At 72.3% G+C, this 20,846-nt stretch carries 18 protein-coding genes; 9 read left to right on the top strand and 9 right to left on the bottom strand.

Annotated elements, in window-relative coordinates:
- Positions 1 to 4: 4 nt before the first annotated feature.
- Positions 5 to 1,198, bottom strand: coding sequence for a hypothetical protein (locus tag AB0C25_RS33340; RefSeq protein ID WP_357378659.1), 1,194 nt, complete (start codon positions 1,196 to 1,198; stop codon positions 5 to 7).
- A 155-nt stretch (positions 1,199 to 1,353) separates the two neighbouring features.
- On the opposite strand from AB0C25_RS33340, the gene AB0C25_RS33335 reads away from it, so the two are divergent.
- A complete protein-coding gene (locus AB0C25_RS33335) occupies positions 1,354 to 3,480 on the top strand; it encodes a hypothetical protein (protein ID WP_357378657.1) in 2,127 nt (708 codons plus the stop codon).
- On the opposite strand, the gene AB0C25_RS33330 is transcribed toward AB0C25_RS33335, so the two are convergent.
- Entirely contained in the window at positions 3,481 to 5,376 is a 1,896-nt protein-coding gene (locus AB0C25_RS33330) for a hypothetical protein (protein WP_357378708.1), read from the bottom strand.
- A 110-nt stretch (positions 5,377 to 5,486) separates the two neighbouring features.
- On the opposite strand from AB0C25_RS33330, the gene AB0C25_RS33325 reads away from it, so the two are divergent.
- The 7 genes from AB0C25_RS33325 (at position 5,487) to AB0C25_RS33295 (ending at position 12,239) form a co-directional block, all read left to right on the top strand.
- Positions 5,487 to 6,761: a PQQ-binding-like beta-propeller repeat protein gene (locus AB0C25_RS33325; protein WP_357378655.1), complete on the top strand. Its 1,275-nt coding sequence runs from the start codon at positions 5,487 to 5,489 to the stop codon at positions 6,759 to 6,761.
- A complete protein-coding gene (locus AB0C25_RS33320) occupies positions 6,758 to 8,041 on the top strand; it encodes a PQQ-binding-like beta-propeller repeat protein (protein ID WP_357378653.1) in 1,284 nt (427 codons plus the stop codon). The genes AB0C25_RS33325 and AB0C25_RS33320 overlap by 4 nt, the downstream gene beginning before the upstream one ends.
- A complete protein-coding gene (locus AB0C25_RS33315; RefSeq protein WP_357378651.1) occupies positions 8,038 to 9,327 on the top strand; it encodes a PQQ-binding-like beta-propeller repeat protein in 1,290 nt (429 codons plus the stop codon). The genes AB0C25_RS33320 and AB0C25_RS33315 overlap by 4 nt, the downstream gene beginning before the upstream one ends.
- A gap of 85 nt (positions 9,328 to 9,412) precedes the next feature.
- Positions 9,413 to 10,081, top strand: coding sequence for a response regulator transcription factor (locus AB0C25_RS33310; RefSeq protein WP_357247659.1), 669 nt, complete (start codon positions 9,413 to 9,415; stop codon positions 10,079 to 10,081).
- Complete coding sequence (locus tag AB0C25_RS33305) at positions 10,078 to 11,253, top strand: HAMP domain-containing sensor histidine kinase (RefSeq protein ID WP_357378649.1); 1,176 nt, start codon at positions 10,078 to 10,080, stop codon at positions 11,251 to 11,253. The genes AB0C25_RS33310 and AB0C25_RS33305 overlap by 4 nt, the downstream gene beginning before the upstream one ends.
- 162 nt (positions 11,254 to 11,415) lie before the next feature.
- A complete protein-coding gene (locus AB0C25_RS33300; protein ID WP_357378647.1) occupies positions 11,416 to 11,823 on the top strand; it encodes a VOC family protein in 408 nt (135 codons plus the stop codon).
- Positions 11,820 to 12,239 carry a VOC family protein gene (locus tag AB0C25_RS33295; protein ID WP_357378645.1) on the top strand — a complete coding sequence of 140 codons (420 nt, stop codon included), beginning with the start codon at positions 11,820 to 11,822 and terminating at the stop codon, positions 12,237 to 12,239. The genes AB0C25_RS33300 and AB0C25_RS33295 overlap by 4 nt, the downstream gene beginning before the upstream one ends.
- 148 nt (positions 12,240 to 12,387) lie before the next feature.
- Here the strand turns inward: AB0C25_RS33295 and AB0C25_RS33290 are convergent, their stop codons facing one another.
- Both AB0C25_RS33290 and AB0C25_RS33285 read right to left on the bottom strand, forming a co-directional pair.
- Positions 12,388 to 12,864 (bottom strand): SRPBCC domain-containing protein, encoded by a 477-nt coding sequence (locus AB0C25_RS33290; protein WP_357378642.1) that lies wholly within the window; start codon positions 12,862 to 12,864, stop codon positions 12,388 to 12,390.
- On the bottom strand, positions 12,861 to 13,199 hold the full coding sequence (locus AB0C25_RS33285; RefSeq protein WP_357378640.1) for a metalloregulator ArsR/SmtB family transcription factor: 339 nt from the start codon (positions 13,197 to 13,199) through the stop codon (positions 12,861 to 12,863). The genes AB0C25_RS33290 and AB0C25_RS33285 overlap by 4 nt, the downstream gene beginning before the upstream one ends.
- A 134-nt stretch (positions 13,200 to 13,333) precedes the next feature.
- Here AB0C25_RS33285 and AB0C25_RS33280 point away from each other — a divergent pair, with 134 nt between their 5' ends.
- The gene (locus tag AB0C25_RS33280) at positions 13,334 to 13,837 is read left to right on the top strand and encodes a levansucrase (RefSeq protein ID WP_357378638.1); all 504 of its coding nucleotides are present in this window, start codon (positions 13,334 to 13,336) and stop codon (positions 13,835 to 13,837) included.
- Positions 13,838 to 13,900: 63 nt separating this feature from the next.
- Here AB0C25_RS33280 and AB0C25_RS33275 read toward each other — a convergent pair whose 3' ends face one another.
- The 5 genes from AB0C25_RS33275 to AB0C25_RS33255 all read right to left on the bottom strand — a co-directional run bounded on the left by AB0C25_RS33275 (position 13,901) and on the right by AB0C25_RS33255 (position 20,717).
- The gene (locus AB0C25_RS33275) at positions 13,901 to 14,779 is read right to left on the bottom strand and encodes a hypothetical protein (protein WP_357378636.1); all 879 of its coding nucleotides are present in this window, start codon (positions 14,777 to 14,779) and stop codon (positions 13,901 to 13,903) included.
- A gap of 170 nt (positions 14,780 to 14,949) precedes the next feature.
- Entirely contained in the window at positions 14,950 to 17,046 is a 2,097-nt protein-coding gene (locus AB0C25_RS33270) for a 3-hydroxyacyl-CoA dehydrogenase NAD-binding domain-containing protein (RefSeq protein WP_357378706.1), read from the bottom strand.
- Positions 17,047 to 17,066: 20 nt separating this feature from the next.
- Positions 17,067 to 18,263: a thiolase family protein gene (locus tag AB0C25_RS33265; RefSeq protein WP_357378634.1), complete on the bottom strand. Its 1,197-nt coding sequence runs from the start codon at positions 18,261 to 18,263 to the stop codon at positions 17,067 to 17,069.
- 370 nt (positions 18,264 to 18,633) lie between these two features.
- On the bottom strand, positions 18,634 to 19,953 hold the full coding sequence (locus AB0C25_RS33260) for a ribonuclease D (RefSeq protein WP_357378632.1): 1,320 nt from the start codon (positions 19,951 to 19,953) through the stop codon (positions 18,634 to 18,636).
- A 191-nt stretch (positions 19,954 to 20,144) separates the two neighbouring features.
- Positions 20,145 to 20,717, bottom strand: coding sequence for a DUF3000 domain-containing protein (locus AB0C25_RS33255; RefSeq protein ID WP_357378630.1), 573 nt, complete (start codon positions 20,715 to 20,717; stop codon positions 20,145 to 20,147).
- Between the last annotated feature and the right edge of the window lie 129 nt (positions 20,718 to 20,846).

The raw sequence follows: 20,846 nt of genomic DNA, 5'->3' as shown, positions 1-20,846 counted from the left end.
TGGGTCAGTGGGGCTTTACCGAGCGGTAGTGGGTCTTGTCGGAGTTGGCGAGGCTGTAGGTCTGGGAGCGGGACGGGCTGGGGATGACCGCCAGACCGGGGCGCTCGACCAGCAGCGGAGTGCCCGGCGGGACGGACAGGGAGCTGTCCCGGGTGGCCCGCCAGCTGAGTACCACCAGCGGCTGACCGGGCACGGGCAGTTGGTACGCCTGCAGCGGGGTGGCCCGGTCCGCGGGCGAGACGACGGGTGCGCCGCCGTCGGCCGGCCGGTAGATCACCGCGGTCATCGCGCCGGCGTCGGTATCCCAGTTGAGCTGCTGCAACTCCGCCGCCGCGCCACCTCCGAGGGCGACCTCGCCGAGCGAGCGGACCGTGAGTTTCGCCATCGGCCACGACGTCGGCACCGAGCGCGGCGCGTCCCGGTCACCGATCCGGCGTGGAATGCTGCCGAACGGACCCCGGTCGCCGGCCAGCACGCAGGTGTCCAGCCCGGTCAGCGCCCGCCGTCCCGTGCCGGACTCGTCGCGGACCAGGGGATAGCGCGGATCGACGGTGCCGGTGCCCAGATCCAGCAGCCGGTCGGCGGCCCGCCCGCGGGGCAACGACTCGGTGGTTCGGAGGGTCGCGGTCACCGCGACGGCCGTGCAGGCCGGCACGTCGACGGGTGCGCTGAGGCCGTCCGCGACGGTGAGCGTCCGATCCTGTGGCCCGACCAGGGTCTGCACCCGGGCGGAGATCAGGTAGCGCCGGCCGCCGGCGGTCTGCACCGGCAGTACGTCGGAGTAGACGAGATAACCCGGGTCGGTGTATTCGGTGGCACGGGTCACCGCGTACCGATCGCCGTCGCGGGTGAGTTGCAGCAGCCAGGAGGCGCTCTCGCCGGGCACGTCGGCGGCCACGATCGCCGTCGGGGCACCATCGACCCGGCCGGAGAAAAGGATGCCGGACGTGGGTAGGTGCGCGCGGTCATCGGCTGGTGACCGCCAGTCACGAACGGCGTCGGTGACCGCTGCCGTCGCCGAGGCGTCGCCCGAGAGATCGCCGCGCGGCGGCCACACCGCCAGCGTGCCATCCAGGCTGTCGTACCCGACCCGCAGGTCCTGTGGCTTGCGATCCGCGACCGGACCGCATGCCGTGCTGACCAACAGCGCACTCAGCAGGACGGCGAGCGTCCTGCCGTACCGACGGCCTGGAGTCACCTGGCCCGCCCCCGATCGCCTCGCCGTCGCTGTCGGAAAGCGCCATAGTACGAGATGTCGGATGCCAGAGCTCAGGTGGTCGTCGTCGGACCACCTACAGTGGACGCCACCGGGGCTTTAGTGCGTTTTGGTTACTCCGGTAGACTCCGCCGACTGTGACGCCTGCCGAGTCCCGCGCCCTGCCCGCGCCGCACCCGGAGTCGGCAGCCGGCTCCGGCGAGATGGTGAGCTGTCGCACTCCGGTCGGCCAGTTCGCCGGCCCCGCCGCGTTGACCAGCGCCTCCACCGCGCCGGCCGAGGTGCACGCGACCGCCCCCACCCGCACCACCCCCGCTGAGGCCGCCGCGCCGGCTCCGGCTGAGGCCGCCGCGCCGGCTCCGGCTGAGGCCGCCGCGCCGGCTCCGGCTGAGGCCGCCGCGCCGGCTCCGGCTGAGGCCGCCGCGCCGCCAGCGGAGACCGTCGTGCCGGCGCCGGCGGAGACCGACGCGCCGGACGAGTTCGTGGAGAGCGCGACGGCCGTACCGTCGCGGGCGTGGTGGCGTGGGTGGACGCGGCGGCGGCAGCACCTGGCGGTGGGCGGGCTGTTCCTGCTCGCCGCGCTCTGGGTGACCAGCCGGATCTGGCTCGACCCGTCCGGTCGGGTGGCCTCGCTCTACACCGGTGACCCGGCCCAGGTGCAGTTCTTCCTCGCCCACTCGGTACGCGTGGTGCTGCACGGCGAGTATCCGTTCTACACCGAGCAGTTCAACTACCCCGACGGCGTCAACCTGATGGCCAACACGGCCGTGCTGGCGCTGGGCATCCCGATGGTCCCGGTGACGCTGTTGTTCGGGCCGGCGGTCTCCTTCGTGGTGCTGGTGACGCTCGGCCTCGCCGGCACCGCCATGGCCTGGTACCTCATGCTCTCCCGCCACCTGGTGCGCACCCCGCTCGCGGCGGCGGCCGGCGGCTGGTTCTGCGGCTTCTCACCCGCGATGCTCTCGCACGCCAGTTGGCACCCGAACATCATCAGCCAGTTCCTGCTGCCGTTCATCGTCTGGCGGGTGCTGGTGCTCACCCGCTCGACCCGGCCGGTCCGGGACGGCGCGCTGCTCGCCCTGCTGGTCGCCGTGCAGGCGTTCATCAACGAGGAGATCCTGCTCTTCACGGCGCTGGCGTGCGGCGTCTTCCTGCTGGCGGTCCTCGTGCAGGAGCCGGCCCGCTGGCGGGCCGCGTGGCGGCCCCTGGGCGCCGGTGTGGTGACCTGCGCGCTGCTGGCCGGGGCACTGCTGGCGTACCCCCTGTACGTGCAGTTCGCCGGGCCGATGGCCTACCACGGGCTCAGCGACGCGGTGAAGGACTACGGCAACGACATCGCCGCCTTCTTCGCCCAGGGCTCGCCCACCCTCGGCGGCAACCAGCGCGCCAACATCAATCTTGCGCCTAACTACTCCGAGGAGAACGCCTTCTTCGGCTGGAGCCTGTCGCTGATCGCCATCGGCATCGTGGTCTGGCTGCGCCGGGAGTTGGTCGTCCGGGCGCTCGCGGCGACGGGCGTGCTCTTCGCCGTCCTCTCGCTCGGGGAGCGGGTCTCCTGGTGGGATCGGGAGCTGGTCACCGGGCCGTGGCAGTTGCTGGTACAGCTGCCGCTGCTGGACGCGGTGGTGCCGACCCGGTTCGGTCTGATCACCAGCGTGGTGGTCGGTCTGCTGCTCGCGCTCGCCGTCGAACGGGCCTGGGCGTTGCGCCCCGCCGACCGGCGTACCGTGCGGACGCTCACCGCGGCGGGCCTGGCGTTCGCCCTGCTGCCGATCGCCCCGATGCCGCTGCGGATGGTCTCCCGGCCGCCGGTGCCGGACTTCATCACCGCCGACCGTTGGCGGGCGTACGTCGGGCCCGACCAGACGCTGGTGCCGATCCCGGTGCCCAGCATGGGCAACACGCACGGCATGCGCTGGGCGGCGGCCACCAACCTCGACTTCAAGATCCCCGGCGGTTACTTCCTCGCCCCCCGCAACGGCAACACCGGTGACGCCGGCCGGTTCGGCGGCCGGCCCAGCGGGGTGGGCCAGATGCTGGAGGAGGTCGCGACGACCGGCCGTACGCCGAAGCTCGACGACCGGCAGCGTCGTCGATTCGCCGACGAGCTGCGGCACTGGCGGGCGGCGATCCTGGTGCTGCCGTTGCGCCAGCAGAACGCCGAGCCGCTGCGACGGACGGTCGAGGAGCTGGTTGGTCCGGGTCGCCAGGAGCTGGACGTCTGGGTCTGGGACGTGCGAGCGCTCAGCGACCGCTCGGTCTGATCAACCCACCAGGGCGCGGACGTCCCAGACCCAGACGTCGTCGACCCGCTGCGGCGGCCCGATCAGGCCGGTGACCAGATCGCGCAGCACCGCCTCGCGCGGGTGCGCCCCGAGCACCACCACCGACGCCCGCCAGAACCGCAGGTCCTCGACGGCCTGGCGACGGTTCTCGTCGGTGAGCGCCGGGACCGCGTCCTTGTCCATGGTGGAGTAGATGAGGGTGCTGGTGGGCCGGTTCGGCGCGCCGAAGACCCCCTCGCCCAGCTCGTTCGGCCCGATGAAGTAACCGCCCGGGACGGGGAACTCCTGCCCGGTCAGCGCGCTCCAGCGCAGCGTCGGCAGGCCGTGCACGTTGCTCGGGATCGGCACCGGCACCAGGGTCCGGCCCGCCGGCACGTACGGTCGCCAGCCGCCCGCGGTGATGAAGTGTGGTGGCGGGTCGATCTGCTGGGCGGGCAGCGGCCGGGGCAGCAGCGGCAGCACGGCGAGGGTGACCGCCGCGTACCCCACCGGGCGCAGCCACCGACGGCGCGCCGCGACCGGCGCGGAAGCGGCCGGGTCGTCGGACGTCGCCGGGGTCGGCTCGTCGACGCGCTGGGCCGGCACCCGCGCGGGGTCGGCCACCGCGCGCCCCTGGCGGTGCGCGGCGTCCCAGGTCAACGCGAGCAGTACGCCCACCGCGGCGGCGACCACGAGCGTCAGGCGGGTCGGCATCATCATCTCGACAAGTGGCAGGTCGTCGGGCACGTACGACCACGGGCCACGCACGGTGGTCTCCACCCCGTCGAAGCGCACCATCGGCCCGATCGAGGCCACGGTGAACACCACGATCAGCACCGCGACGATCCGGGTGGCCAGCGACCGGCGCACGAGCAGCACCAGGGACACCAGCGAGAGCAGCACCAACGGCCAGCCGAACCAGGTGTTCTGCTCGGTCAGCCCGATCGTCTGCTCGACCGCCGGGTCACCGGCCCAGGTGTCCCGGGCGAAGGTGACGAAGGCCATCAGGTCCTCGCCCCAGTTGTGGAAGACGCCACCCTGCAGGCCCCGGTAGGACTGCGGGCCGTTGAACTGGAACCAGATCGGGTACGCCGCGAGCACCAGGGCCAGCCCACCGGCTACCCCGAGCCCGGCCGCGAACGTGCCGGCGGCCGCCCAGGCGGCGCGCGGCCGCTGCACGGCGTACGCCAGCACGACGACCAGGCAGGCCAGCGCGGTGAGCAGCAGCATCTCCTCGTTGATGAAGATCTGGTACGTCACCAGCGCGCCGAGCACCAGCCCGTTGCGCCGCCACCGGCCCGGCTCGCCGAGGCGCAGCACCCGCACCACGATCAGCGGCAACAGGAAGTTGGACACGAAGTTGGGCTGACCGTTGGCGTGGTGGATGATCCCCGGCGCGAAGCCGAGGAACGCGCCGCCGACGAAGGCCGCCGCCCGGGAGCGCACCAGGTGGCGGGAGAGCATCCAGTACCCGGTGCCGGCGGTGGCCGCCAGCGCCGCACCCAGATAGAGCGCGTACATCACCTGGGGGCCGAGCAGCATGGTCAGCGGGGCCAGCGGCAGGGTCACCCCGAGCAGTGAGGTGTTGGCCATCATGTTCACGCCGTCCGGGGCGTTCTGCCGGGCCGTGAACAGCGGGTTCTCCAGGTGCCGCACCGAGTACGCGCCGTGCGCGAACAACCACTCGAACCAGCTGTGGTCGGTGGGCAGGTGCGAGGAGACCCGGCCGGTGACGTCACCCCAGTAGTTGAGGCAGACGAAGACGCCCAGCAGCACATAGGCTCCGAGGGCCAACAGGTCGGCTCGGGCCGGGCGGCGTCGAGACCGCCGTGTCGGCTCGACCTCGGCCGGATCGGCGTCGGTAACGGGAATCAGCGAAGGGTCTACCACCGGCACAGCCACGACGCGCCATCGTACAGGCGCGGGTCCGTCGCTTTTGCCGGGCCGGTGCACTCACGGTCGGTTTGCCGGACGTCACTCGCCGGCCAGCACGGGGAGGATGGTCGTTGTCGATCATCGAGCTGGGTGAGATCGGAGACGGGTCGACCACCGGTCCGCCGGTCCGCCGACCCCGCGCCGCCGGCCGCCCGTTGCGCGGCGTCGCCGTGCTGCTGCTCGCCGTGCTGCTGCCGGCCGGCGCGACACCGCAGCCGGAACGGACGATGACCGTGGTGCCGACGTCGCGGGCGGACATCGTCTTCCTCACCGCGGACGGCGTCATCGTCATCGACCCACCGACAGCCGACCAGGACCGGCACCTGGCCGCGTACACCCAGCCGGCACCGAACGGCGCCGGTGTGCGGTGGCGGGCACCGGTGCCCCGCGGCGACGACTACCTCGGCGTCCGGATCGAGCAGGGGCTGGTGCTGCTCACCGGGATCGATGCCGAGAACGGGGTGCTCGAGACCACCGCCTTCGACGCCGAGACGGGCCAGCAGCGGTGGCAGCGTCGGGGTTCCCCCGTACCGATCGCCGGCGGCGGGCTGCTGCTGACGGACGTCCGCCAGAACGGGGCGGACGGGATGAGCGGGATCGACCCCGACACCGGCCGGGTTCTCTGGTCGGTGCCCCTGCCGTCGCCCTCCGGCCCCGGTTACCACGTGATCGACGGTCGGGTCGACAGGTTCGTGCTGGTGCAGCCCACCGGCGAGGTTCAGGTGCACGACGCCGACAGCGGTCGCCTGCTGCGCAGCGTGGACACGCTGCCCGGCGACCGGTCGGTGTTCCAGCGGGTCCAGGTCGTCGGCGATCTGCTGCTGCTCCTCACACCCGAGGATGCCCCGAAGGTGGTGGCGTACGGGCTGGCCGGGCTGGAGCAGCGGTGGACGGCCCAGGTGTCTCCGGTGTCCTTCGTGGTCGGTTGCGCTGACCTGCTCTGCGTGTCGGGGCAGGACGGCAGCCTCCGGGTCCTCGATCCGGCCACCGGCGTGGTGCGCTGGTCGGACCCGGGCCGGGAGTTGCTGGCCGACGTACGCGGCGACCATTTGCTGATGGCCGGCTTCGGGCGGCAGTACGCGGTGCGCGACGCGGCGACCGGACGAACGCGCACCGAGCTGGGTGAGTGGGACCTGATGCAGGTGCTCCGGCTGGACGATCCGCTGGTCGGGTTGCGGCACGGCGACGACGGCCGGCTGGTCGTCGCCGCCCTGGACCTGCCGGCCGGCCAGGCGCGAATCCTCGACGTGCTGCCGGACATCGCGGGCAGTTGCCAGGCGTCGCTACCGATCCTGCTCTGCCAGCGTCTCGACGGCTCGACCGCGCTGTGGCGGTTGGGACCGTGACCGACCCGGTGATCGACCTCGGTGAGCTCCGGGCCGGCCCGGAGCCGGATCCGCCGCCCCGCCCGCCCGGCGCGAACGGTCGACTGTTGCGCTCTGCGCTGGTCCTGCTGCTCGTGCTGGCCACGCTCGTCTCCGCCGCCGTGCCGCCGCCCCGCCCGGCCGTGGTGACGTTGCCCGCGCAACTCGCCGCCGAGACGCTGTTCACCGCCGACCTGTTCGTGGTGCTCGACCCGGACCCGGAGCAACCGACGCGGCGGCGGATGAGCGCCTTCCGGCTGCCCGACGGCGTGTTGCTCTGGCAGGCCGCGGTGCCGGTGCAGGGCCGGAGTTGGGCGATCACGTCGGCGGGCGGGACCCTGCTGGTCACGGTCTACGAGGTGCTGCCGCCCGAGCAGGGCGTCCAGTCCCTGGCGTTCGACCGGGAGACCGGGGCGTACCGCTGGCAGCGGCAGGGCCACCCCACCGTGCTGGCCGACGGCAACGTGTTGCTGCTGTCCGGCGCGGACGACCAGCCGGTCACCCTGCGCGCGGTCGATGCCTGCTGCGGCACCGTGCGCTGGCAGCTGACCGACGCCGCCGAGTACGTCGGCCTCCGGCAGGACGCCCGCGGATTGGACCGGATAGTGCTCCACTGGAGGACGGGACATACCGAGGTGCATGACGCGATCACCGGCGCGGAGCTGGCCCGTGCCGACCTGCGCCCGACCGAGGGCGGCTCGTACGAGTACGTGCAGGTGGTGAACGGTCTCCTGCTGGCCAGCCACGGGACGCCGACCACGATCACCGCGTACGGGCTGGACCGGCTGGACCGGCGCTGGAGCACCACCAGCACCGATCAGATCGACTTCATCGAGGACTGCGGTCCCGTCCTGTGTCCGCAGCGACGTGGCGTCGAGCTGTGGGGGGTCGATCCCGCGACCGGCCAGGTGCGGTGGCGCATCGACCGCTGGGAGTGGGTCCTGCCGTACGACGGACGGCTGGTATCCGCGCCCGTCGCCGACCCTCCACAGCCGCTCGTCGTACTCGATCCGATGACCGGCGAAAAAGTGGCCGACCTGGGCCGGTGGGAGCTGGCCAGCATCAACCGCGACGGCCCGCTGATCGGCACGCGTCGGCACCCGGACGGCGGGATGGTCGTCGCGGAGTTGGACGTCCACGCCGGGGAGGCGCGCGTGCTGGACGTGTTTCCGGACGTCGCCGGGAACTGCCAGGCGATCCCCGGCCTCCTGCTCTGCCAGCTGGTGGGCGGGTCGTACCGGCTGTTCCGGGTGCCCCGGTGAGCGGCTCGGTGATCGACCTCGGTGAGCTGCGGCACGGACCGGAGCTGGAGGCGGTGCCGTCGCCCCGCCCACCCCGCGCCAAGGGCCGGCCGCTGCGCTGCGCGCTGGTCCTGCTGCTCGTGCTGGCCACCCTCGCCGCCGCCGCGCCGCCGCTGCCGGGGCGGACCGTGGTGACGGTGCCCGCCGAGGCGGGCGCCGACGTGCAGATCGACGACGACCTGGTCCTGGTGATCAACCCGGTCACCGTCCAGGCGCCGCAGTGGCGGCTGGCCGCCTTCCGGCTGTCCGACGGCGGGCCGGTCTGGGACACCCCGCTGCCCGGGAAGGCCCGCTTCTGGGGAATCCAGCCGAAGGACGGTCTGCTGCTGCTCACCGGGTACGAGATCGGCGCGGACGCGCGGGACACCCTCACCGTGGCGCTGGACCGCGCGACCGGGGCGTACCGCTGGCAACAGCCGGGCGGCTCCGTCGTGCTGGCCGACGGCAGTGTGCTGCTGCAGTCCGTCGGCGAGGACCAGCCGCTCAGCCTGCGCGTGGTCGACCCCTGCTGTGGCACGGTGCGCTGGCAGCTGAGCACCCCCACCGCCGGCGTCACCGCGCAGCCCGTCGGGGAGAAGGCGGACCGGGTGGTGCTCAGCGACGTGCGCGGACCGGTCCAGGTACGCGACGCGCTGACCGGGGCGGTGCTGGCCCGCGCCGACCTGCGGCCACCCGACGGCGGGCCACTCGGGTACGTGCAGGTGGAGGGCGACCTGCTGCTGACCGTCGGCGGGCAACCGGGCGCGCTCACCGCGTTCGGGCTGGACCGGCTGGATCGGCGCTGGAGCACCACGATCGGCGAGATCGATTTCGTGCAGGGCTGTGGCGCCGTCCTGTGTCTGGGCACCCGCTCCAGCGGGCTGTGGGGGGTCGACCCAGCGACCGGCGAGGTGCGCTGGCGCAGCGACCGCTGGGCGTGGGCCTGGCCGTCCGGCGGTCAGCTGGTGGCCAGCACGCGCAGCAGCGATCCGTTGGGGGACGTCTTCGTCGTCGACGTGCGGACCGGCCAGGAGGCGGCCAACCTGGGCCGGTGGGAGCTGTACCAGCTCGACAGCAGCGGTCGGCTGCTCGGCGTCCGCCCGCATCCCGACGGCGGGGTGCTGGTCGGCGAGTTGGACGTTCCCGCCGGTAGGTCGCGCGTCGCGGACCTGCTGCCGGACGCCACCGGGCGGTGCCAGGCGATCGTGGGCCATCTGCTCTGCGCCGGCACGGGCGGCCCGTACCAGATCTGGCAGTTGCGCGACTGAGCACCGGTTGGCCCGGGCGGGCGGCGAGGGAGGATGGTTGCCGGCTGGCACTAGGTTGTCGGTGGTCAGCAGCGAGGAGGCCGGGATGCGGGTACTGGTGGTGGAGGACGAGCGCAACCTCGCCGACGCGATCGCGCGCGGGTTGCGCAAACGGGGGATGGCGGTCGACGTGGCGTACGACGGCGACGCCGGCCACGAGGCGGCGTTCGTCACCCGGTACGACGTGGTGGTGCTGGACCGCGACCTGCCCGGCGTGCACGGCGACCAGATCTGCGCGGATCTGGCCGCCTCCGGCGCGCTGACCCGGGTGCTGATGCTGACCGCGAGCGGCACGGTGGCCGACCGGGTGGAGGGGTTGCAGCTCGGCGCGGACGACTACCTGTCCAAACCGTTCGCCTTCGACGAGCTGGTCGCCCGGGTGCAGGCGCTGGGCCGGCGGGCCACCCCGGCCGCGCCGCCGGTGCTCGAACTGGCCGACCTGGTGCTCGACCCGGCCCGCCGGGTGGCCACCCGCGCCGGGGTGCCGGTCGACCTGACCAACAAGGAGTTCGGGGTGCTCAGCGAGCTGCTCAAGGCCCGCGGCGCGGTGGTTTCCAGTGAGGAGCTGCTGGAACGGGTCTGGGACGCGAACACCGACCCGTTCACCACGATCGTCCGCGTCACCGTGATGACGCTGCGCAAGAAGCTCGGTGACCCGCCGCTGATCGAGACCGTGGTGGGCGCGGGTTACCGCACGGCCGAGGTGGGCGCGTGAGCCGCCGGGTCCGGCCCACCCTGCGGTTGCGGCTGACCCTGCTCAACGGGGTGCTGCTGGTCGGTGCGGGGGCGATCCTGGTGCTGCTGGCCTGGCTGTTGGTCCGGGACGCGCTGCGCCCCACCGACGAGCTGCTGCCCGGCACGACGGTCCTGCTCTCCGACGGCGGGCGGATGGACGCCGCCGAGTGGCAGCGGCGCCTGGTCGACGCCGCGTCCGGGGAGCTGCTGGCCAAGGGCCTGGTGGCGCTGTTGGCGATCAGCGTGGTCGGGGTGGCCGGCGCGTACGCGGTGGCGGGCCGGGCGCTGCGCCCACTGCACCAGGTCACCGCGACCGCCCAGCGCCTCGGCGAGGCCACCCTGGACCAGCGGATCGGCTACTCGGGCGCCGACGACGAGGTGGCCGAGCTGGCGAAGACGTTCGACGCCATGCTGGACCGGATCGCGTCCGCGTTCGAGGCGCAGAAGCGCTTCGTGGCGAACGCATCGCACGAGCTGCGCACTCCGCTGGCCGTGATGCGTACCGAAATCGACGTGACGCTCAGCGACGACGACGCGGATGCCGCGGAGTACCGCCGGATGGCGACGGTCGTCCGGGACGCGTCCGAGCGGGCCAACGGCCTGGTGGACGCGCTGCTGGTGCTGGCCCGCAGCGAGGCCCAGGCCGGGCGGCAACTGGGCCGGCGCACCGAGTGTGACCTCTCGGCGGGCACCGCGAACGCGTTGTCCGCGATGCGTCGCGAGGTGGAGCGGATCGGTCTGCGGGTGCAGACGTCGTTGCAGCCCGCGCCGGTCGTCGGTGACCCGGGGCTGCTGGACCGGTTGGCCGGCAACCTCATCGAGAACGCGGTTCGCTACAACCACCTGCACGGTCGGCTCTGGGTGCGCACCGGCACCGACGGCGAGCGGTCCTGGCTGGTCGTGGGCAACACCGGGTTCGAGGTGGACCAGGCCGACGTGCCGGGGCTGTTCGAGCCGTTCCGGCGCGGTGGCCGGGAACGCACCGGCGCCCGTGGTTCCGGCCTGGGGCTGTCCATCGTCCGGGCGGTCTGCACGGCGCACGGCGGCACGGTACGCGTCATCGCCCAGCCCGGCGGTGGCCTGGAGGTGACGGTCACCCTGCCGTCAGCGGACGCCCCGGCGGTGAACGGCGCGGTGGTCACGACCGGCTGACGGGGTTGCGCGCGGCACTCGACCGGTGGCAAGATCACGCTGTCAGCTCGAGAGTGAAGGGGGGTGCGTCGATGTCCACCAATCATGACTCCGCACCCCGGGTCTGCGCCGGCTGACTCCCGGAGGCGGAGCGTCCCATCCCGCACCACGGAGGGAACACCCGTGTATCCACGGATCCGCAACATCAGTTTCGACTGCCACGACACGTACGCCCTGGCGGGCTTCTGGGCCGCCGTGCTCGGGTACGCCCGTCACGCCGAGGACGCCCCGGGTGAGCCGGAGGCGGCTCTGCTGCCGCCGGGCGAGACCACGCCGAACCTGTTCTTCCAAGAGGTGCCGGAGGACAAGGTGACCAAGAACCGGCTGCACATCTGCCTGGAACCGGTCGACCGGACCAGGGACGAGGAGGTCGAGCGGGTGCTCGGCCTCGGGGCCACCCTGGTCACCGACCGACGGCACGCCGACGGTACGGGCTGGGCGGTGCTCGCCGACCCGGAGGGCAACGAGTTCTGCGTGGTCCGCAGCGCCGGGGAACGTGTCGCCACCATCACTGTGGAGGACCAGCTGTGAGTTCGACGATCCACAACATCAGCATCGACTGTCACGACACGTACGCCCTGGCCGGATTCTGGGCGCAGGTCTTCGACTGCCCCCGGCATCCCGACGACTTCCCCGGTGACCCGGAGGCGATGCTCCTGCCGCCGGGCGGCCCGGAGGTGCTCTTCCTCGCCGTGCCCGAGGGCAAGACGGTGAAGAACCGACTGCACCTGGATCTGCAACCCGCCGACCGCACCCGGGCCGAGGAGGTCGAGCGGCTGCTGGGCATCGGCGCGACGCTCGTCGCCGATCACGTCGGCCCGACCGGCGGGGGTTGGGTGGTGCTCGCCGACCCGGAGGGCAACGAGTTCTGCGTGCTCGGCAACGCTGCTCAGCGGGCGGCGGCAGCGGCGGCGCGGGCCGCGGCGGGAGACAGCGAACCGGCCTGACCGCTGGCGTACGCGTCGAGGCCCCGACCACCCGAAGGTGGCCGGGGCCTCGGCCTCACGCCGCCGGGCACTCTACGAAGGCTGTGACGCCTTCGTATTCCGCCACCGGAGTGACGCCGGCATGCTCGTACCCGACGGCCAGTGATCTCTACAGCGCACCCTGGCTCTCGGCGACGCCGGCGAGTTGTGCGGTGACCGAGCCCCAGCCGTCCGCAAAGCCGATCTTTTCGTGCAGGTCGCGAGCGGCGGGATCACCGTGGCGGACGATGACCCGGTAGTCCGTGCCGTCCGGGTGATCCGTCATCGTGATCTCCGCGGTCATCGGGACCGGGCTCGGGTTCGTGGGCCGCCAGGCGCTGTCGATCACGTTCGTGAACACGATCCGCTCATGATCGTCGACGACGAGGAAGCACGCGTCGAGGTGCGGGACGAACTCCACCCCGTCGTCGCTCAGCCGGGTCACGAGCGCGCCACCGGGCCGGACGTCCAGGCGATCGACGCGACACAGGGACGGTGCCGGAATCCACCACTTCGCGAAGCGGGACGGGTCGGTCCAGGCGCTCCACACGGCGGCGCGAGGGGCGCGGATGACTCGCGCAATGGTCAGGTCCAGGTCGGGATTCATTGCTGCTTCTCCTGCTGATCGGTGACGAGGCGTTCCAGGCGGTCCGTGCGCTCTTCCCAGATCCGGCGCTGCTCCGCGAGCCAGTCGTCGACGACTGCGAGGCGCTCGCGATTGAGCACACAGGTGCGTACCCGGCCGGACTTGGTCGTGTGGATCAGTCCGTTCGACTCGAGCGTCTGCACGTGCTTCATGAACGAGGGAAGGGTCATCGGAAGCTCGCGGGCGAGATCGCCGACGCTCGTCGGACCGTGGCCGAGGCGTCGGATTACCCAGCGCCGGGTCGGGTCGGCGAGGGCGACGAACACGCCGTCGAGCTGCGCCGAATACTGTGCCATGTGGCTAAGTGTTGCGTGAGGTGACACTTAGCGCAAGGGCAAAGTATTTGTCCATGATCAACAGGGGCGGCGGGGCATGCGGCCGTGGTGTTAGATGAGCGGCCACGGCAGCCAGATGAAGGATGTGTGGGCAGATGGAGAAGACGGCGACCGAGCCGGTGCGGGCATACCTCACCGCGACCGGTGAGCGGCTTCGGGGCGACGGCTGCGAGGTGCGGACCGAGGACTGGGGCGGCGTGCCGGTGCTGATCGGCCACCGGGGCGATTTCCGGATGCGGTGGATGGCGACCAAGTTGCACCTGTTCACGGTCGCCGCACCGGCGACGCTTGTCACGGCGGACGCCCTGCAGAGGTTCACCGCCACGGCGATGGACTACGTGATCGCCCGCAAGGGACAGCTACGTGGCTTTCAGAACGGCGTCGCGGTGTTCCCCGCCCTGGTCGGCAACCAGGTCGAGTCGGCGGCCTCGGTGTGGGCGCAGGCGGGCCAGCAGGTGAAGTTCGCCGCGGTCGCCCGACCGGTGGCGGTGGAGGTCGGCAGCGGCACGGCCAGCGCCTACCGCGGCAACCCGATGCTCGGCTTCATCTACGCGGCCCACCTGCGGAGCAAGCTGAACGCCTACTTCCCGGTGATCTGAGCTGGAGTACGGCACGGGGCCCCGGCCACCTCAGGGTGGCCGGGGCCCCGGTCTTCGCGCGGCTCAGGAACGCTGCTCGATCTGGCCCCGGATGGTGGCGAACTCGGCCTCCACCTGCTTGGCGGTCTTGAAGTAGACCACCACCATGCCCACGCTGCCCCGGTCGGCCCAGACGCAGACACCCAACGGGATGTTCCCGGCGGCCTTGCCGTCGCCACACTTCGCGTCGCCGCCGAGCGGGCCGGCCTCGACCGCGGCCATGTTGGTCACGGTCAGTTCGGTGGTGAGCCCGTTGACGGCGTCGTCCAGTTCCTTCTTCGGGTCCGTCATCAGACCGGACACCGCGGCGATCATGACGATGTCCTGCTTGGTCGGGTCGCCGTAGAACGCGCCGACCGTGCTGGTCTCGTTCTGCACCTCCGACTTCATCTTGGTGACCAGATCGTCGGCGGCCGCCTGGAGCTGCGGGTCGGTGAGCTTCGGCCGGCCGGCGAGGGTCGCCGGCGCGACCACCCGGGTGTTGGCAGCCTCGACGGCGTCACTCACGGGATCTTTGAGCGCGAACCAGGCGACCGCCACCCCGCCCAGGCAGAGCACCAGCACCACCGCCAGCACGATCAGCACGATCTTGCCGACGTTCGACTTCTTCGCCGGGGGCGGGCCGCCGGGCAGGTACGGCTGACCCGGCTGCGCGGGCGGGAACCCCTGCTGCGGCGGCGGCCACCCACCGGGCTGCTGCGGCTGCCCCGGGTACTGCTGCTGGCCCGGCTGCTGCGGCCACCCAGCGGGCTGCTGCGGCTGGCCCGGCTGCTGCTGCTGGCCCGGCTGCTGCGGCCACCCACCGGGCTGCGCCTGGCCCGGGTACTGCGGCTGCCCTGGCTGCTGGGGCTGGTTGGCGGAATCGTGCGGCGGGCCGTACGGGTTGGCCGGCGGCTGAGACATCAGTTGGCTCCAAGTCAAGGGGTGCGAAGCGCGTGATCCTAACCCGGTGCGGCAACCGGTGATGCCCCCGCGTAGGTCCCCCGGGGCGACCGGGTGATCACAAACGGTCGCGGTGGTCGGCCGTCCACGAGGGACGGTCCGACCACCGCGACGGTGGCGCTGTGGGCTCGTCAGGCGGGCAGGCTAGCCGCCCCGTGCGGCAGGAACCGCCGACCGGTGACCCGCTCGGAGGTGCCGGTCCGATCCAGGTACGGCGTGACGCCACCCAGGTGGAACGGCCACCCGGCACCCAGGATCATGCACAGGTCGATGTCCTGCGCCTCGGCGACCACGCCCTCGTCCAGCATCAGCCGGATCTCCTGCGCGAGCGCGTCGAGCGCGTTCTGGCGTACCTGCTCGGCGGTCAGCGGCTGGTCACCGACGACGAGCAGCTTGGCCACCTCGTCGTTGACCTGGTCGTCGACCACGACCGGCCGACCGGAGTCGGCGATCCGCTTGAGGTTCTCGCTGACACCGAACCGGTCCGGGTACGCCGCGTGCAGGGTGCCGCCCACGTGGTACGCGACGGCCGGTCCGACCAGTTGGAGCAGGGCGAGCGGGCGCATCGGCAGGCCCAGCGGGTCCAGTGCGCTGTTCGCCACGTCCAGCGGGGTGCCGGCGTCCACGGCGGCGAAGACGGTGCCCAGGAAACGGGTGAGCAGCCGGTTCACCACGAACGCCGGGGCGTCCTTGACCAGCACGCTGGACTTCTTGAGCTGCCTGCCGACCGCGAACGCGGTCGCCAGGGTGGTGTCGTCGGTGCGCTCGCCCCGGACGATCTCCAGCAGCGGCAGCACCGCCACCGGGTTGAAGAAGTGGAAGCCGACCACCCGCTCCGGGTGCTCCAGGTCGGCGGCCATCTCGGTGATCGACAGCGAGCTGGTGTTGGTGGCGAGCACCGCCTCCGGGGAGACGATCTTCTCCAGCTCGGCCCAGACCTGCTTCTTGACGCCCAGGTCCTCGAAGACCGCCTCGATGACGAAGTCGGCGTCGGCGAAAGCGCTCTTGTCGACGGTGCCGCTGACCAGCCCGTACAGCTTGGCGGCGGTGCCCTTGTCCATCCGGCCCTTGACGACGGCCTTCTCGATCTGGGTGTGCACGTAGCCGACGCCCTTGTCCACCCGGGACTGGTCCAGGTCGCTCATCACGACCGGCACCTGGAGTCGGCGGGCGAACAGCAGCGCCAGTTGGCTGGCCATCAGGCCGGCGCCGACGATGCCGACCTTGGTGATCGTGCGGGCCAGCCCCTTGTCCGGTGCGCCGGCCGGTCGCTTGGCCCGCCGCTGCACCAGGTCGAAGGCGTACAGGCCGCTGCGCAACTCCTCGGAGAAGACCAGGTCCGCGAGGGCCTCGTCCTCGGCGGCGGTGCCGGCGGCGAAGTCGCCGTCCTTCGCCGTCTCCAGCAGGTCGAGAGCCTTGTACGCGGCCGGGACCGCGCCGTGCAGCCGCTGGTTCAGCGTCTCCCGGGCGAAGTAGAGCACGCCCGCCCACATGTCCTTGTCGACCTCGGGCCGGGTCACGGTGACCTGACCCCGGACCACGCCGGCGGCCCACTCCAGGGAACGCTCCAGGAAGTCCGCCGGCTCCAACAGGATGTCCGCGATGCCCAGCTCGGCGGCCTGCTTCGGCTTGAGCATCTTGTTCTGCATCAGCGGGTTCTGGATGATCACCTGGGTCGCGGCGGGGATGCCGATCAGGTTCGGCAGCAGTTGGGTGCCGCCCCAGCCGGGCACCAGACCGAGGGAGACCTCGGGCAGCGCGAGGGCCGCCGCGCCACCGGACAGCGTCCGGTAGTGGCAGTGCAGCGCCAACTCCAGCCCGCCGCCCATCGCCGCCCCGTTGACGAACGCGAAGGTGGGGACCGTGCTGTCCTTGAGCCGGGCGAAGACCCGGTGGCCGAGCCGGCCGATCTCCAGCGCCTGCGCGCGGTCGGCGAGCTGCGGCAGGCCGACGATGTCCGCGCCCACGCAGAAGATGTACGGCTTGCCGGTGACCGCGATGAACGCCGGGTCGGCGGCGAGCGCGGCGGTGATCGCCTCGTCCAGGCTGGCCAGCCCACCGGGACCGAACGTGTTCGGCTTGGTGTGGTCGAGCCCGTTGTCCAACGTGATCAGGGCGGCGGGTCGGTCCAGCCCCGGTACGTTCACCTGCCGCAGCAGCGCCCGGGTGACGACCTCGTTCGGTGCCTTCACAGTGCCACCTTCGGTTCGCGACTGCGGGGCTCGCAAGCCCGGCTCACTCCTCGCGCTCACTTGTTGCCACCCTCCCAGTGCGGGTTCTCCCAGATGACCGTGCCACCCATGCCGATGCCGATGCACATCGCGGTGAGGCCGTACCGGACCTCGGGGTGCTCGGCGAACTCGCGGGCCAGCTGCGTCATCAGCCGTACGCCCGACGAGGCGAGCGGGTGGCCGATGGCGATCGCGCCGCCCCACGGGTTGACCCGCGCGTCGTCGTCGGCGATGCCGAAGTGGTCGAGGAAGGCGAGCACCTGCACGGCGAACGCCTCGTTCAGCTCGAACAGGCCGATGTCGTCGATGCTGAGCCCGGCGAGACGCAGCGCCTTCTCCGTGGACGGGATCGGGCCGATGCCCATCACCTCCGGCTCCACGCCGACGAAACCGAACGACACCAGCCGCATGGCGACCGGCAGACCCAGCTCGCGGGCGGTGGCCTCGTCGGCGAGCAGGCTCGCGGTGGCACCGTCGTTCAGGCCGGCCGCGTTGCCCGCGGTGACCTTGCCGTGCGGGCGGAACGGGGTCTTCAGGGTGGCGAGCTTCGCAAGCGAGGTGTCCCGCGGGGCCTCGTCCACCGTGGCCAGGCCCCAGCCGCCCTCCTCGTCGCGGATGGACATCGGCACCAGGTCGTCCTGGAGCTTGCCGTTGGCGTACGCCTTCGCGGTCTTCTGCTGCGAGGCGAGCGCGAACGCGTCGGTGCGCGCCTTGGTGATGTGCGGGACCAGGTCGTGCAGGTTCTCCGCGGTCGCACCCATGACCAGCGCGGACGGGTCGACCAGCTTCTCCGCGATGATGCGCGGGTTGGGGTCGACGCCCTCGCCCATCGGGTGGTGTCCCATGTGCTCGACGCCGCCGGCGATGGCGACGTCGTACGCGCCCATGGCGATGCCGCTGGCCACGGTGGTCACCGCGGTCATGGCGCCGGCGCACATCCGGTCGATGGCGAAGCCGGGAACGGTCTTGGGCAGACCGGCCAGCAGCGCGGCGGTACGGCCGATGGTGAGGCCCTGGTCGCCGATCTGGGTGGTGGCCGCGATGGCGACCTCCTCGACCCGCTCCGGAGGCAGCTGCGGGTTGCGGCGCAGCAGTTCACGGATGCAGCGGATCACCAGGTCGTCGGCGCGGGTGTTGGCGTACATGCCACCCGCCTTGCCGAACGGGGTACGGACACCGTCGACAAAGACGACATCCCGAACTTCACGGGGCACTTGAGCCTCCTATTCGACCATGATTCGGCCTTCGGCCATGCGGCATGCCGGACCGGACAAGGGTCGCCGACACGGGCACGTTCCCCCGAATGCTACTCGCCAGTAACCACCCTGGTGTCACGTCCCCCTGTGGCCCACCCCACATCCACCCCACACCCCACACCAACACCCACACCGGCCCCCGCGCCCGTCCAGCTTCCGTCGATCATGAGGTTGACGGGGCTGTGGATCTCCTGGAGGCCCGTCAACCTCATGATCACCGGGGCTTGGGGAGCGGGGTGGGTGGTAGGTGGGTGGGGGTGGGGGTTAGTCGCTGTCGCTCCGCTGCGCGAAGCGGCCCTAATCGGGAGGAAGTGGGTCTACTTCCGAGTTAGGGGGTGGGGTTCAGGGCTTCGGTCAGGTCGGGGGTCAGGAGGCCGATCTGCCATTCGCGGGCGTTGAGGCCGCGCAGGGTCTCCGCGACCGCCTCCTCGGTGAGGTCCTCCGGCGGCGTCCAGGCCAGTCGGCGCACCGAATCCGGCGTGATCAGGTTCTCCGGCGGCAGGTTGTGCTCACCGGCGATGCGGATCACCACCTCGCGGCAACGGGCGAGCCGACCAGCCGCCACCGGGTCCCGTTCGGCCCAGCGGTGCGGCGGGGGTGGACCCTCCACGGTCGGGGAGACCGGCAGCGAGTCGTCCGGCAACTGCCGGGCGTCGTCGAGAGCGGCGAGCCAGGTGCGGGCCAACCGACGCACCGACCGACCGCCGAAACCGGGCAGGGTCAGCAGGGTCTTCTCGTCCTTCGGGTCCAACTCGGCGGCGGCGACGATCGCCGAGTCGGGCAACACCCGACCGGGCGCGGCGTCCCGCCGGGAAGCGATCTGGTCCCGGGCGTACCACATCGAGCGGACGCGAGCCTGCGCCCGCGCCCCGCGCAGCCGGTGGATGCCGGAGGTACGCCGCCAGGGCTCTGCCCGAACCCGCGGCGGGCGCGCCCCGGTGCGAACCAGCGCGGCGAACTCCTCCGCGGCCCAGGCCGACTTGCCCTGTCGGGTCAGCTCGGCGTCGAGCGCGTCGCGCAGGTCGGTGAGCAGCTCCACGTCGAGAGCCGCGTACGTCAGCCACGACTCGGGCAGCGGTCGGCTCGACCAGTCGGCGGCCGAGTGGTGCTTCTCCAGGGTGAACCCGAGTAGCTGTTCGGTCAGCGCGGCCAGCCCGACGCGCTCGAACCCGGCCAGCCGAGCTGCCAGCTCGGTGTCGAACAGCCGGCGCGGGCGCAGCCCCACCTCGGCCAGGCAGGGCAGATCCTGGCTGGCCGCGTGCAGCACCCACTCGGCATCCCCGATCGCCGCGTCCAGCGCACTGAGGTCCGGCAGTGGCAGCGGGTCGATCAGCGCCGTGCCCGCGCCGGCCCGGCGCAGTTGCACCAGGTACGCGCGCTGGCTGTAGCGGTAGCCGGAGGCGCGCTCGGCGTCCAGGGCGACGGGGCCGCTGCCCGCCGCGAAGCGGGCCACGACCTCGGCGAGTTCGGCCGGGGCGGCCACCGGATCGGGGGTGCCGTCACGCGGGGCGATCAGCGGAACGGGCCCACCGTCGGTCGGGTCGACCCTGTCGTCCGCCGGCTGCGGCTGGGCCGACGGCGGGTGCTGGGGTGCGTTTCCCGGGAGTTCTTCGGCGGGCCGACGGCGCTGGGGTGGTTCGTCGGTCACCTGCCAACCCTAGTGCGCGCGGTGAACCGGCGGGTGCAGCCGGTCCGGCGTGTGTCGATCAGGTGTCCGCGAGGTGTCCCTGCGCGTACCGGATGTTGGGGCGGACAAAGCCCATTCGTGCTGGTGAGTGCCATCGAACCGCGCCTTTCGCCGCCGCCCGCGCCGGACTGCCGCCGCCCGCGCCGGACCGGTCAGGCCGCGCCGGCCGACCGGCGATCGGCCAGGGCGGTGACCCCCGGTGGTGGCAGACCGGCCGTGGAGGCGAGCAACGCACACCAGCCGAGCAGGTGCGGCGTCAGCTCGTCGTCGACAGGCGTCCAGGAGGCGCGGATCTCGATGTCGCCCACGGTCGGCGGGCCGGCGAGGTCACCGAACCGGGTCGACATGGTCTGCGTCACCGTGCCGCCGATCGCCCGGTGGCCGGCGTCCTGGGCGTCCAACGCGTCGGTCAGCCACGTCCAGCCGACCCCGGGCAGTAGCGGGTCGGCGGCCAGGTCGACCTCCAACTCGGCGGTCACGTAGGTGACCAACCGCAGGGTGCCCTGCCACGCCTCGTGGCCGACCGGATCGTGCAGCAGGATCAACCGGCCGGTCGCCACCTCGTCGCCGTCGCGCAGCACGGCCGCGGAGAGCGCGAACGTGTACGGGGCCAACCGCTGGGGGGCGCCGACCTCCTCCAGCGTGATCTCCGGCCGGGGGGTCGCCGATCGCAGCCCGGCGACCGCGCGGGCGAACGTCTCCGGGAGCGCGATCGGGGGGGCCATGTCGGCAGCCTATGCCGCCGTCGGCCCCCGGCTCCGACGGCGCGCCGACACCCGTGCGCCGCCGGAGGCCCGCGGAAGTCACTCTTCCTTTCACCCCAGGTGGGACGGGGGTGGTGGGCGTGGCACGAT

This window comes from Micromonospora sp. NPDC048839, from assembly GCF_040649915.1.
Lineage (GTDB): Bacteria > Actinomycetota > Actinomycetes > Mycobacteriales > Micromonosporaceae > Micromonospora.
Note: the sequence above shows the minus strand (reverse complement) of the source record. Positions and strands in the feature narration are given on the sequence as shown.